The sequence below is a fragment of the Yoonia vestfoldensis DSM 16212 genome, from assembly GCF_000382265.1.
Taxonomy (GTDB): Bacteria; Pseudomonadota; Alphaproteobacteria; order Rhodobacterales; family Rhodobacteraceae; genus Yoonia; species Yoonia vestfoldensis.
Window position 1 is genome coordinate 75855 of record NZ_KB907979.1, and the last position, 12515, is coordinate 88369.

At 61.8% G+C, this 12515-nt stretch carries 13 protein-coding genes; 7 read left to right on the plus strand and 6 right to left on the minus strand.

Annotation, left to right across the window (positions count from 1 at the left end; all coding sequences use genetic code 11):
• Both H147_RS0108565 and H147_RS0108570 read left to right on the plus strand, forming a co-directional pair.
• Positions 1 to 1326: a DUF3131 domain-containing protein gene (locus H147_RS0108565; RefSeq protein WP_019954944.1), complete on the plus strand. Its 1326-nt coding sequence runs from the start codon at positions 1 to 3 to the stop codon at positions 1324 to 1326.
• Positions 1323 to 2003, plus strand: a complete 681-nt coding sequence (locus H147_RS0108570) for a peptidoglycan-binding domain-containing protein (RefSeq protein ID WP_019954945.1) — start codon at positions 1323 to 1325, stop codon at positions 2001 to 2003. The genes H147_RS0108565 and H147_RS0108570 overlap by 4 nt, the downstream gene beginning before the upstream one ends.
• A 119-nt stretch (positions 2004 to 2122) precedes the next feature.
• Here the strand turns inward: H147_RS0108570 and H147_RS0108575 are convergent, their stop codons facing one another.
• From H147_RS0108575 to H147_RS0108595, 4 genes are all read right to left on the minus strand, one after another.
• A complete protein-coding gene (locus H147_RS0108575) occupies positions 2123 to 2677 on the minus strand; it encodes a LuxR C-terminal-related transcriptional regulator (RefSeq protein WP_211216531.1) in 555 nt (184 codons plus the stop codon).
• A 250-nt stretch (positions 2678 to 2927) separates the two neighbouring features.
• The gene (locus H147_RS20310; RefSeq protein ID WP_211216532.1) at positions 2928 to 4091 is read right to left on the minus strand and encodes an alpha/beta hydrolase; all 1164 of its coding nucleotides are present in this window, start codon (positions 4089 to 4091) and stop codon (positions 2928 to 2930) included.
• Positions 4092 to 4162: 71 nt separating this feature from the next.
• Entirely contained in the window at positions 4163 to 4810 is a 648-nt protein-coding gene (locus tag H147_RS0108590; RefSeq protein ID WP_019954949.1) for a BON domain-containing protein, read from the minus strand.
• A gap of 182 nt (positions 4811 to 4992) precedes the next feature.
• Complete coding sequence (locus H147_RS0108595; protein WP_019954950.1) at positions 4993 to 5556, minus strand: SOUL family heme-binding protein; 564 nt, start codon at positions 5554 to 5556, stop codon at positions 4993 to 4995.
• Positions 5557 to 5760: 204 nt separating this feature from the next.
• On the opposite strand from H147_RS0108595, the gene H147_RS19505 reads away from it, so the two are divergent.
• The 5 genes from H147_RS19505 (at position 5761) to H147_RS0108625 (ending at position 9770) form a co-directional block, all read left to right on the plus strand.
• Positions 5761 to 6501 (plus strand): hypothetical protein, encoded by a 741-nt coding sequence (locus H147_RS19505; protein ID WP_019954952.1) that lies wholly within the window; start codon positions 5761 to 5763, stop codon positions 6499 to 6501.
• Between the two features lie 68 nt (positions 6502 to 6569).
• Positions 6570 to 6965 carry a hypothetical protein gene (locus tag H147_RS0108610; RefSeq protein ID WP_019954953.1) on the plus strand — a complete coding sequence of 132 codons (396 nt, stop codon included), beginning with the start codon at positions 6570 to 6572 and terminating at the stop codon, positions 6963 to 6965.
• Positions 6962 to 7486 carry a DUF1269 domain-containing protein gene (locus tag H147_RS20315; RefSeq protein WP_019954954.1) on the plus strand — a complete coding sequence of 175 codons (525 nt, stop codon included), beginning with the start codon at positions 6962 to 6964 and terminating at the stop codon, positions 7484 to 7486. Before H147_RS0108610 ends, H147_RS20315 begins: the two co-directional genes overlap by 4 nt.
• Positions 7487 to 7644: 158 nt before the next feature.
• Positions 7645 to 9075, plus strand: coding sequence for a cardiolipin synthase (cls, locus tag H147_RS0108620; RefSeq protein ID WP_019954955.1), 1431 nt, complete (start codon positions 7645 to 7647; stop codon positions 9073 to 9075).
• Positions 9072 to 9770, plus strand: coding sequence for an endonuclease/exonuclease/phosphatase family protein (locus H147_RS0108625; RefSeq protein WP_019954956.1), 699 nt, complete (start codon positions 9072 to 9074; stop codon positions 9768 to 9770). The genes cls and H147_RS0108625 overlap by 4 nt, the downstream gene beginning before the upstream one ends.
• 187 nt (positions 9771 to 9957) lie before the next feature.
• Here H147_RS0108625 and H147_RS0108630 read toward each other — a convergent pair whose 3' ends face one another.
• Positions 9958 to 11517, minus strand: coding sequence for a sugar ABC transporter ATP-binding protein (locus H147_RS0108630; RefSeq protein ID WP_019954957.1), 1560 nt, complete (start codon positions 11515 to 11517; stop codon positions 9958 to 9960).
• Positions 11514 to 12515, minus strand: coding sequence for an ABC transporter permease (locus H147_RS0108635; RefSeq protein WP_019954958.1), 1002 nt, complete (start codon positions 12513 to 12515; stop codon positions 11514 to 11516). Before H147_RS0108635 ends, H147_RS0108630 begins: the two co-directional genes overlap by 4 nt.

The following is a 12515-nucleotide window of genomic DNA, read 5'->3' on the forward strand; positions in this document are numbered from 1 at the left end:
ATGAACTTGAAAGACAACATCATCAAAGCGCGCAGCCATATCATCTTTTTGATTGCGCTGATGTGTGGGCTCGCGTTGGTGACCGCGATCGACGGCCGCTCTCGTACCGCGGATGCAGCACAGGACACAGGTGGACAGATGGCCCCATTCAGAGACATCGAACCACTTGCTCTTGCGATAACGGGCACGTCATCGGCCGATGACATCGCATATGCGCGCATCGCGTGGCGCTATTTCCAGAACAACACCGACCAGACGACGGGCCTTGTGAATTCGACGGACAATTACCCATCCACCACGATGTGGGAAACCGGATCTTATTTCGTGGCCACGATGTCCGCCGAAAAGCTGGGCGTCATCGGGCGCGACGAAGCGGTGGCGCGGATTGGACTGGCGTTGGAGACGCTCAATACCATGCGCTTGTTTGACGGGATCTTGCCCAACAAAGCCTATAACGTCCGAACGGGCGACCTGGTGAATTACGCCAACGCGCCGGTCGAACGTGGCCTTGGCTGGTCGGCCTTGGACATCGCGCGCATGGTCGCGGCACTTGGCCATGTCAACGCCCATTATCCAGAGCTTGCGCCGCAAACCAGCCGGCTGATCAACAGGTGGGCGCTTTCCGACATGGTCGAAAACGGGGAACTCATCGGGGGCAACATGGTCGAAGGGACCTTGCGCCGTGACCAGGAGGGGCGTGTCGGCTATGAACAATATGCGGCCAAGGCAATGATGCTCTTTGGGTACGACGTCTACGAGGCCTATGATGCGGAAAGCCATCTGATGGTCCGCGACGTCGAAGGTCAGCCGATCCCCGTCGACACCAGATTGCATCGCAACGTGACCCCTGCCTTCACGGTCAGCGAACCCTACCTGTTCGATGGTCTGGAATTCGGGTTCGATGCGCGATCAGCCCGGTTTGCGACCGCGATCTACAACGCACAAGAAGCACGCTATCGGAATTCCGGGATACTCACGGCGGTCAGCGAGTCCCACATCGATGTCGCGCCCTATTTCATCTATTCTTCTGTCTGGGGCGGCGGTGCGCCTTGGGCCGTGATGACCTTTGGAGGTGACAGACTGGACAGCCGCCGGACCATCACAACCAAGGTGGCCTTTGCATGGGATGCCCTTTTCGGGACCGACTACACAGGCGAACTGATGGCGACGATCGCACCATTGGGGGACCCGGAACGCGGCTGGCCCGAAGGCATCTATGAGATCGATGGCACGACCAACAGTTCCGTGACCGTCAACACGAATGCTGTCGTCCTTGCATCGCTGGCGTTTCGCGCGCATGGCCCGCTGATCCGTGCAGGTCAATGATCGCGTGGCGGTTCTGCGTCGCGGTCAGCTTTGGTTTGATCGCCACAGGGGCAGTCGCGGCCCCTTGCGTGTCTGGCACGTTTGATCTGCCCTTGCCGGGGGCGACAAATGTCGTGTCGCATGTGTCTGACGTGCCGTCGGCACAATTCCCCGCATTCTGGCAACAAGGCCAGATCGACGATTTCGTCTATACGATCTTCGCATCGGCAGAAGGTACGTTGCGCCCGACTGACGCCGATCAGGACTGGCGGATTACACTGCGCTGCTCTGTCGCCGATCAAAGCTGTGACTTCGCGACGGCAGGAGCCCCGCCCCGGGATGCAGAGATCGTTGCACGATCAATCGGTCAATGTCTTCTTGGGGCGCAAATGGCTCCGGTTGCCGCCGAAACGGCCGGGCCTGTCGACGCAACCGGGACATCTGACACCGCCAGAACCGCTGCAATCGCGGGGCCGTCAGTATGTCCCGCTGCTGCCAGCAAAGAGGCCAGTGATGTGGCGATCCTGCAGCGCTTGCTGACATCGGCTGGTCAGGACCCCGGCGAAATTGATGGCGTTTTGGGGCCAAAGTCATATGCGGCGATCGAGGCGTTTGCGGTTGGCGCCAGCACAAACCGCACCGTGCCCCAGATCATCACCCTGTTGGAAACGCAGCTTTGTGGGGCCAGCGCCGACTGAAAGGACACAGCCCGTTCCGCCGAAAGCTGTCTGCTGCCGGCGCAAGTCAATCAGCGACGTCGCGCGGGCTGGAAAGATTCCGCAGAATAGCCCTAACGCAGCACCGCCTGTCGCGGGCGTCAATGGCAGGCAGGGGTCTGTGCGCGGTGTCGCAAAGGCGATTTACAATCGGCGCCGCACCGCGCACCCACGGCCATCCGCGCAAGTGCCGGCAAGGACGTGGCCCCCGTGCGCCGCATGATCGCGGCACGATGGTTTTCAACGGTCCGCTGGCTGATCTGCAGATCGGCGGCGATGTTCTTGCTGGGTTGCCCGGCCAGAACCATTTGCAGAATCTGTGCCTGACGCGTCGTCAAAGACGCGATCAATGCGGACCCCGCTTTTTTCTGGATGACCTCCGACACGCGCGGCAGGACCGGATGCCGGATGGCAGCATCATGCACCGGTGCGGGGGCGATCCTATCGTCAGAGCGCGCCTCGCGTGTTTCCGCAGGTGTGCCATCCCGCCCCAACGCCGCCGGAAGCGCCGCGTTGCGCGCCATCAGCACCGCATTCACCGCCAGCAGAGCCGCAACCGTTGGCTCCGGTTTTACCGTGCGTTCCGCCCGTGCTGATCGGTCGCCGGGGGCAGACGGGCCAAAGACTGTGACGCTGTGTTTGCGGGAAGCCGTCAAATGAATTGCGATCAAACCCGCGTTCTCTGTCGGACTTCGGGCGAAAGGATCGGACATGTCGGCAGCCTCCTGGGGAATCGGCATCGGATGGGGCGAACGCCCTTATCCTGACGCATTGCTTGCGGTGGGGGCTTATCTGCATCAGCCCGATGCCGGGATCGGCTGATCTTGGCTTGCGGCTGGTCGTGACGGGGTCAGAACCGGGCCGCGTCGGCCGTGCCATGACAAATCTGTCTTGCTGCAAGGGCCATTACTTCAAGGCGACGTGGTCGACCGTTCCTTGGGCACCCGGCGTCGCACAAGCCGCGAGTTCGCCGCTGCGGTGGTCGCGGATCAGCCCGATCAGTTCGGTTGATTGCGCAACCGTCAGGTGGTTGTCCGAGGCGGGGTTGGAAAATTGCGAAACGTCAATCACGGCGGCTGTCAGCCTGGCAACGGCGTTGGGGCGGGTCAGTTGACCCAACCGCGGCTCGTTTCCATGCAGCCACGCCGACAAACCCAAGGCGCGGTCGCTGTCAGAGGCGATCACGCAGATCGGGATGGTCTGCGGGTCGATCACCTGCCGCTGAGCGTTGAAAAGATCCACCCCCACATCTGGAGCGATCAGAAACATCCCGCGCAATTTGCCAAGGACGGGGGATCGGGGCCGCAGGGCTGCCTGCCGCACCGTTTCAAGCGCGAGCAGCGCGCCCATCGAATGGGCGACCACGATGATGTCGGTCGCATCCGATCCGGCGATGGTGTTCAGCACCTGCTCGAACCTGTCCCGCGCAAAAAGGACACTGCTGATGTCATAGACGTAGCCGGACGCAGTGCCCTCTGACGGCCAGGCATACAGGACCGCGGTTTGCGGCATCCCCAGGTCAACCGTCATCTGGGCATGAAGATAGACAGCTTCGGCAAAGTTCGTGTTGTAGCCATGAACAAAGACGACGATCGTCTGGCCCGCCGGGTTATGGGCAAGGCGCTGGTTCAACGCATCGCGAGAACCCGCGTTATCCTCGAAAAGTACCCCGTTCAAGACGTGAAATGCCGGGCGTTCGGGCGCCGCGGTGTCGGGATAGGTGATCGTGCCCAAAGACCTTTCTAGCGGGATTTCGACATCGAGACGGCCAAAGGTCGTCTCGGGCGACCGGGCGGCGCCAAAGAGATCAGTCCCTTTGATCCGGCTGCGGTCGGTTGCGAACAGGATCGCGATATCTGTTGCTGCGACCGTATGGGCGGACGGCGTGATCGCGCCCAACGTCCCGCGTTGGGTGCAGGCCGCTGTCGTCACGACAGCGACCACACACAGGATCGATTGCAGACCGGACAAGACACGCCTGCGTTCAAAAGTATGATCTGACGAAACAGCCACGTCTCTGTGCAAGGCCTTTGAAAGGTCGTCCACGATGGTCGGTTTCTGGCGTGTCATCATCTGGCCTTGTGGTCCGGTTTGCGCAAATCGGACGGCAGGCGCCCCGGTTGCCTGGCGCGCCACCGGGTTCAATGCACGCGGATATCGTTCGTGACCGAGGCGACGCCCGGCGCCGCCCATGCGGTAGTGCCCGCAAGCGCGCGTTCACCCCAATATTCCACCGTTCCGGTCAGCGTGACCTTGCCGTCACGGGCGGTGACGTCGATATGCTCAGGCGTGAACCATGACCTGTTGAGCGCGACCATGATGTCGGACTTTATGTCGCCGGCACTGGCGCGCGGCTTGATCGTGATCTGGTTCGACACGCCCGTGACGCCCCAGAGTGTGCGCACCGCGCTGGCGGCCGCATCATGCTGATAGTGCCAGTGTACCTGCCCTGTCAAAGTGACCCAGCCATTTGCCACCGTGACCTTTACCGCATCCTTGGGCTCCGACGTGTCCCAGGCCAGCCGGTTCACGGCGGCTTCGGCGATTTCGGCATCGCCATGTTTGACGCTGAACGGCAGCTTGACCTCGATCTCTTCGGCGACAGCCTTGACGTCTTTGACACGCAATGCGGCTGTTTCGGCGCCATGCTTTTCGGCATAGCTTTCGACCGAGCCCATCAGTGTGACGACCCCGTCTTTCGTGGTCACGCCGATATGGGCGGCATCGACGCTTGGTTCCCATTTCAATTCGTCGAGCACGGATTTCTTGAGTTGCTGATCATTGGACATGTCTGTCTCCTGTAGGATGAGCGGAAGGGTATCGCGCCGGTCTTTCACGATTGTGAAACACCGGCACCTGTCGAGCCTATCAGCGCTGACCGGATGCCCGGCAGGGTCGGAAACTACGCAAGCGCGGGCATCGGCCGATGTGGGATCGACGGCATGCGCCGCATCACGCCGCCATGCAGCGGTCAGGCCTCGGCCGCGACCGGCAACATCACCTCGTTGCGGCGCAGGAACCATGGTGTCCATGGCGGGTTGTAGCGCGCGATGGACACAGGCCCGACCGGGCGCAACCCGCGCGCCCTGACGATCTCAAGCAGCCGCCCGGTTTCGGCGGCCACTTTCGTCTCGGCCGAGAATCCCGAAAACCGCAGAACCGCAAAGCGGGCAGCCGGGACCGACCGCAGTGTCACCGCCGGGTCATTCGGCACCGGCAGATCGGCCAGCGCATAGCGGGCGGGCATGGTAAAGCGCACGAGCCAGTCGCCTGTCCCCGCAATCACGGTCACAGGGGCGGTCATCGCGATCTTTTCGCCTTTGGGGGTCTTGGTGACGGGTGCCGTCATCGCGATTTTTTGGCGCGACGCGTTGCCGCCAAAGATATAGCCCGCCAGCAGCCGGAACCCCGTGCTGCTGGCTGTGGTCTGATCGCCTGTCACCGTGACCTCGGCCACGACCGAAGCGGCGTAGTCACGGATCTCGAAATCGCCGTCTTTCAATGCAAGGGTGAATTTCGGTTCTTCGATGCTCATGCGGCAGGCTTTCATGCAAGGGGCGGAAAGGCTGACAGTGTTGCATAGATCGGCGATGGCGCACAGGGACGGAAACTACCAAGACCAGCGGATCAGCGCCGCCTGAGTAGTTTCCGACCCTGCCGCCCGAAATCAGCAGGGTCTAGGCTTGGTCGCTAGAAACCCGCCGGTTGCCCGGATCAGGCAGCCTGTCCGAAAGGCCCGATGATGCCCCCTGACGATGCCCGCTTTGCCAGTGCGAAACCGGACCTGACCGTAGCGGACCAGCGCGTTCTTGACCGCGTCTTTCAACACCCGCTGTCACATAACCTGTCGTGGCGTGACGTGATCGCATTGTTCAGCGCCGCAGGCGGGGTTGAACATGCACATAACGGCAGGCTGGTGCTGCGGCTGGGCGCCGATCATCTGACCTTCGCGCAGGCGCATGACAAGGATCTGGACGCCGATGACGTCATGGCCTTGCGCCATTTTCTGTCCGGTGCCGGTTGGACACCAATGTCGATGCCTGCGCCCTCGTTTTCGGCTGGGGTCCCGGCGATCGCGATCATCATCGATCATGCCAGTGCGCGAATCTACGACCTGCCACCCGATGATGCGCATCACGCCGCACGGCACACCCACCAGCGACATCATACCATCGACCCCATGCAGCATGATGCCGACCGCGCGGAAACCTACCCCGTCGATCATCGCTTTTTCGATGCCATCGCGCAGGATGTGCAGGGGGATGCGCGCATCGTGGTCATCAGCCATGGCAAGGGCCAGAGCAACGAAGGCGACCACTTGGTGGCGTATCTGGAAAAACATCACCGCAGCGTGCATGACCGCATCGCCCGCGTGATCTCCGCCGACCTGCCACACAGGTCGGTGCCGGAAATCCTTGTGCTTGCCCGCGATGCCCTTGATCCCGCCTCTGAGAATATTGCCGGCGGCGGCGCGGACTGACCCGAACCAACATCACCCGGCACGATCGGGCGCATGTATTGCCAATCCTCCAACTGAAAAGGTGTCCCATGACCAAACCACATACCGTCCTCGAGATGACACGGATCGACGCGCAGAACCTGCACAAGAAGATCAGCGCCAATATGGCCAAAGCCGAAAAGGCCACTTGGGCCGATGTCAAATCCGCCCAGGCCGACGCAAAGGCACTGGGTTCCAAGATGACGACCCTTGCCAAGGATCAGGCCGATACGGTGAAATCCGCCATCCAGACGGCAGTCGCAAAGCTGGAGGCAGCGGGCCAGCTGGTGGAAAACAAGACATGCGATGCAAAAGACGATGTCGAACGTGCCAATGCGGCGATGCTTGACAGCGCCCACAAGGCCGCGCAAGCCCTCAGCGCCGCTGTTGCCGCCGCTCGCAGCAAGCTGGCGCAGGCGATCGCGCCGAAAAAGGTGGTCTCATGAATACCTATGTCGCGGGCGTCTTTTCGTCTGAGGCCAAGGCCCGCGCCGGTCTGCGCAAATTGTGGCAACTCGACGAAGATGGCGCTTTGACCGTCCATGGCGCCGCAATCGTGCACCGTGACGATATGGGCCACATCCATATGTCAGAGCAGGACAGCGATGTCGGGATGCGCACGGCAATCGGCGTTGGTATCGGCGCGCTTTTGGGCGTGTTCGCGAGGCCTGCCGGCGTGACCGTGGGTGCCTTGACAGGTGCGGCGGTCGGTGCGGCGGCGGATGCGGTGACGCAAACCCGCCGCGCGCATGCGGCAGAGGAAGGGTTTTTCACGCTCAAGCACGGGCAATCGGCCTTCGTTGCGGAAATCTCGGAAGACTGGACCGCGATCCTGGATGACGCGCTGGCACCGATGGGCGGTACGATCTATCGGCGCATGAATACCGCATCAACCAACGCAGCCTTCGGCGCCCATTACTATGACAGCTATCTTTACCCTTATGAAATGCTTGATCCCAGGATCTGATGCCGCAGTCCTTTCCCCGGTCCGGGGGCAAGCATGCAGGGGCATCCCCGTCAGGACTTGCGCAGATTCCGTGCCTTTTCGACAGGCCTGCCGCGCGCTATGCTGCATTGCAACGCCCTCACCTGCTCCACGCGGGGCAAGGAGGAAGATAGCCTGCCGTGTTGATTGCGTTTCATCTTTTGATACAGGTCGTCCTGATCGGCCGGGTTCTGCTGCGCCCCGACAGAGAACCGGCATCGCGCCTTGCATGGATCGTCGTGATCCTTTCGGTGCCCGTTCTGGGAATATCAGCTTATGTTTTTCTTGGCGAAACGCGCATCGGGCGGCGCAGACTCGCGCGGCATCTGGCGGCAAGATCCCGGCTGCCCTCTGGGGCCTCGATGCCCCGATGGTCCATACCCGATGCCCTGCCGGACCGGCGTGATCGCGATGCCGAACTCTTCCGCGTCGGCCATTCGATCAGCGGCTTTGCCCCGGTCGGCGGAAACACCGCCAGACTGACCGCCGATGCCGAGGACACGATCGCCTCGTTGATCGCGGACATCGATGCGGCGCGCGACCATGTCCATCTGCTGTTCTACATCTGGCTGCCCGACGACAGCGGAACCCGCGTCGCCGAAGCGCTGATGCGGGCGGCGCGCCGGGGCGTGACCTGCCGGGTCATGGCGGATGACTTTGGATCGCGCAGGATCATCCGCCATCCGGTCTGGTCGCGGATGCGCGACGCCGGTGTGACCGTGGCGCGCGGATTGCCCATCGGCAACATGATTTTGCGCGCGGTGATCGGGCGCATCGACCTGCGCAACCACCGCAAGATCGTGGTCATCGACAGTCACATCACCTATGTCGGCAGCCAGAACTGTGCCGATGCCGCGTTTCTGCCAAAGGCAAAATTCGCGCCATGGGTCGATGCGGTGATGCGGATCACTGGGCCGGTGGCCCGCCAGAACCAGGTCGTCTTTGCGGGCGATTGGCTGGCCGAGAGGCCGCAGGACGATCTGAGCGCTGCGTTGACAACGGCCGCTTTGCCGCCCGACGATGGCTTTGCAGCCCAGGTCATCGCCCAGGGTCCGATCGACAGGCCCTCGGCGGTGCCCGAAATGTTTGCCAGCGTCATCTATGCAGCCCGCCGTGAACTGATCGTGACCACGCCCTATTACGTGCCGGTCGCGTCGCTGCAATCGGCCCTGCGGGCCGCAGCGAACCGGGGGGTCGCGGTCACGCTGATCCTGCCTGCCCGGAACGACGATTTCGCCGTCGCGGCCGCTAGCCGCAGCTATTACGCCGATCTGATCGGGGCCGGCGTCAGGATTTATGAATACAACCCCGGCCTGTTGCATGCAAAGTCGATCACGGTCGACGGTGACATCACCCTGATCGGGTCAGCGAATATGGATTGCCGCAGTTTTGCGCTGAACTTTGAAAACAATCTTCTTCTGGCTGATCCGGGGACCACGGCTGCAATGCGCGCGCGCCAGATGGCCTATCTGGCCGAAAGCACCCGCATCACCGCACGCGATGTTGCCCAATGGAGCTGGCGCAGACAGGCCTGGAATAACGCCTTTGCCATTTTCGGCCCGCTGCTATGACCGGGCTTTCCGTCGCGACATGGAACATCCACAAGGGGATCGGGCGCGACCGCCGCCGTGACCTTGACCGGACCGCCGCCGTCATAGGAGAGATCGCGCCCGACATCATGGCGCTGCAAGAGGCCGACACACGGTTTTTCGGGCGCAAGGGGCTGCTCGACCTCGATGCGCTTGGCCGCGAACACGGGCTGGTTGCCGTCGCCCTGCCCGGTGGCAGCCCGGCGCATGGCTGGCATGGCAATGTGCTTTTGCTGCGCGAGGCCGAGGTCGACGCCGTGCATCGCGTCGACCTGCCGGGGTTGGAACCACGCGGCGCACTGATCGCTGATCTGCACCACAAAGGTCAGCCCCTGCGGATCATCGGCACCCATCTCGGGCTGTTGCCGGCATCCCGCGCAGCCCAGACGCGGCACCTGTTGGCGCTGCTGGCCGCGATGGACAAGCGCCCGGCGCTGCTGATGGGCGATCTGAATGAATGGCGCGCACCCGGCAGCGCGGCGTTCCGCCATCTTGCCACGCACTTCAGGGACACCGTCGCGCTGCCCAGTTATCCCGCCCGCTACCCGCTGGCGCCATTGGACCGGATGATGGTCAGCGGCCCTGCGCGTTTGCAGCACGGTGCGGTGCATGACACATCGCTTGCGCGCCGTGCCTCTGACCATTTGCCGGTCAAGGCACAGTTCTGGCTGGAGTGACGCCTTGCGCCGCGATCGTCGAAGGGCACGGCACCCAGCGGCCGTGGGCGCGCAGCCAGCGTTGCAACGCAACAGCGATCGACGGCAGCCGCGCCAGACGGTTCATCTGGGCTAAGTCACGGTCGATGCCGCCGATACCAATGGTCGGCGCGCACACCTGACCGCGCGCCAGCGAGACAAAGCGCAGCTAGGTCAATGCCTTGTCCTGCCCGATACCGTGGGACGCTGCGGCGTGTCCGGCGGGGCCCTGCTCCTTGATGCCGGAAATCGCCTGGATCAGGTTGTCTTCGGTCACTTCCTCGGAGGTGAATTCGCGCATGACCCGTCCCGCGAACATCGCGACGATCCGGTCGGAGACATGCAAAACCTCCGGCATTTCGGAACTGATGACGATCACGGCAAAGCCTTGCGCGGCCAGATCCCGGATCAGATTGTGAATCTCGGATTTCGAGCCGACATCGATGCCGCGCGTCGGTTCATCCACGATCAGCACTTCGGGTTGCATCGACAGCCATTTGCCGATCACGATTTTCTGCTGATTGCCCCCCGACAGATTGCCCACGGCCTGCCGCCAGCCTGGCGTGCGAATGTCGAGCTTATCGCGGTATTTGTCGAAAATCGCGATTTCGGCACCCTGGCTGACAAATGGCCCCTTGGTCAGGCGGCCAACCTGCGGCAGGGACATGTTGTCTTTGCAATTCATGCCCAGCACCAGCCCTTGATCCTTGCGATCCTCCGGCACCAGTGAAATGCCCAGCTTGATGGCGTCGATGGGGGATGTGATCTGCACCTCCTGCCCGTTCAGCAGGATCTGCCCCGCAGACGGCGTGCGCAGGCCAAAGATGGTTTCGGCAATCTCGGTCCGGCCCGCGCCGACAAGGCCGTAAAAGCCCAGCACCTCGCCCTGCCGGACGTCAAAGCTGACATCCTCGAACAGGCGGCCACAGCTGAGGCCGCGCACTTCCAACGCGACGTTGCCCATCTGATGGTGGCTTGCGTTGCGGGACAGATCGAGGCTTCGACCGATCATCAACTGGGTGACTTCATCCTCGTTCGTTTCGGCCGTGTTCAATGTGCCGCTGTATTGCCCGTCGCGCAGCACGCTGATGCGGTCGGTGATCTTGAAAATCTCCTCCATCCGGTGAGAGATGTAGATGATCCCCACGCCGCGCGCCTGCAAATCTGCGATCACGTTGAACAAAACGACCTTTTCGGCATCGGTCAGGGATGCGGTCGGTTCGTCAAAAATCACCGCACGCGGGTCCACCGTCAGGGCGCGGCCGATTTCGACCATCTGCTGGTTGGCGATCGACAGATCCCCGACACGGGTTTTCGCGTCGAAACCGACGTTCAGCGTTTCAAGGATGCGGTCGGTATCGGCATAGAGTTTGTCCCAATCCACCCGGCCAAAGGACTTGAGCGGCAATTCCCCCAGAAAGATGTTTTCCGCCACGCTGAGTTCATCCGCAAGGCTGAGTTCCTGATGAATGAACATCACCCCCATCGCCTTGGCCTGTTTGGGCGATGTCATGACGACGGGGTCCTCGCCGATGAAAATCTGTCCCTCGTTCGGCGCAAGGACGCCGCCCAGCACCTTCATCAAGGTGGATTTGCCCGCGCCGTTTTCACCCATCAAAGCGTGAACCTCGCCTGCGCGCACATCGAAAGATACGCCGTCCAGCGCGCGTACGCCGGGGAAGGTCTTGACGATATCCCGCAATCGCAGGACAGGCTTGGGGTCGGTCATATCTTCAACTCCTCTTTGCCTTGCCGGTTCAACTGGCGGTCCATCACAAGCACGGCGATCAGGATCAGACCGATCACAAGGTTGACGGTCTGCGTATCGGCACCGATATGGCCCAGCCCCTTGCGCAACAACTGGATCGCGATCACCCCGCCAAGGGTGCCGATGATCGACCCATAGCCCCCCGCAAGCTTGGTTCCGCCCAGCACGACGGCCGTGATCGCCCAAAGCTCGTACAACATCCCGTCATTGGGGTTCACCGATCCGCTTTCGGAATAGAAAACGACGGCGGACAACGCGGCCAGAAAACCGATCAGCATGAAATTCCACATGATATGCGGCCCGACACGGATACCCGCATTCACCGCCGCATCGCGATTGTTCCCGACCGCATAGGCGTTGCGCCCATGATTGGTGCGCGTCGTGACCAGCCAAAGCACAAGCGCCGTCCCCAGCAGGAACCATGTCGCCGTGTGCAGACCCAGAAACTGCGCCTCGGCGAAATCGACAAGGGTCCAATTCAGGTGGCTGGTCGGTTGTTCGCCGTTGTACATGAACACCAAACCGCGAAAGCCGAGCATCGACCCCAACGTGACGATGAAAGCATCGACACCGGTTTTCCACACGATCAGTCCGTTGATCGCCCCGAGCACGACACCCGTCATCAGCGCAAAGCCCCAGGCCAGCGGGATCGCCCAATTGCCGAGGTTCTGCATGAAAGGCCAGGTCATACTGTCCAGCAAAACGATGGCGGCCAAGGCGAAGGTCGCCCCGACGCTCAGGTCGATATTGCCGTTGATCATGATGATCGTCATGCCCAGTGCGATGATCCCGATCGGCGCCGATTGCTTGAGCAACAACAGCATGTTGTCGAAATCCATGAAGGCCTGATCGGACACCGACAGATAGTTGCCGACGATGGAAAAAAACGCGAGCTCGACGACGATAAAGACCCAGATGCCACTTTGCTTGATCAGGTCTCGGCGGTTTTGGCTTGTCAT

Excerpts from the sequence above, each read along its gene's own strand:
- H147_RS0108595 (WP_019954950.1), bottom strand. The coding sequence starts at position 5,556 with ATGAGCATCGAAGAACCGAAATTCACCCTTGCATTGAAAGACGGCGAT.
- H147_RS0108590 (WP_019954949.1), bottom strand. The coding sequence starts at position 4,810 with ATGTCCAATGATCAGCAACTCAAGAAATCCGTGCTCGACGAATTGAAA.
- H147_RS20315 (WP_019954954.1), top strand. The coding sequence starts at position 6,962 with ATGAATACCTATGTCGCGGGCGTCTTTTCGTCTGAGGCCAAGGCCCGC.
- H147_RS0108635 (WP_019954958.1), bottom strand. The coding sequence starts at position 12,515 with ATGACAAGCCAAAACCGCCGAGACCTGATCAAGCAAAGTGGCATCTGG.
- H147_RS0108565 (WP_019954944.1), top strand. The coding sequence starts at position 1 with ATGAACTTGAAAGACAACATCATCAAAGCGCGCAGCCATATCATCTTT.
- H147_RS0108625 (WP_019954956.1), top strand. The coding sequence starts at position 9,072 with ATGACCGGGCTTTCCGTCGCGACATGGAACATCCACAAGGGGATCGGG.
- H147_RS19505 (WP_019954952.1), top strand. The coding sequence starts at position 5,761 with ATGATGCCCCCTGACGATGCCCGCTTTGCCAGTGCGAAACCGGACCTG.
- H147_RS0108610 (WP_019954953.1), top strand. The coding sequence starts at position 6,570 with ATGACCAAACCACATACCGTCCTCGAGATGACACGGATCGACGCGCAG.
- H147_RS20310 (WP_211216532.1), bottom strand. The coding sequence starts at position 4,091 with ATGACACGCCAGAAACCGACCATCGTGGACGACCTTTCAAAGGCCTTG.
- H147_RS0108630 (WP_019954957.1), bottom strand. The coding sequence starts at position 11,517 with ATGACCGACCCCAAGCCTGTCCTGCGATTGCGGGATATCGTCAAGACC.
- H147_RS0108570 (WP_019954945.1), top strand. The coding sequence starts at position 1,323 with ATGATCGCGTGGCGGTTCTGCGTCGCGGTCAGCTTTGGTTTGATCGCC.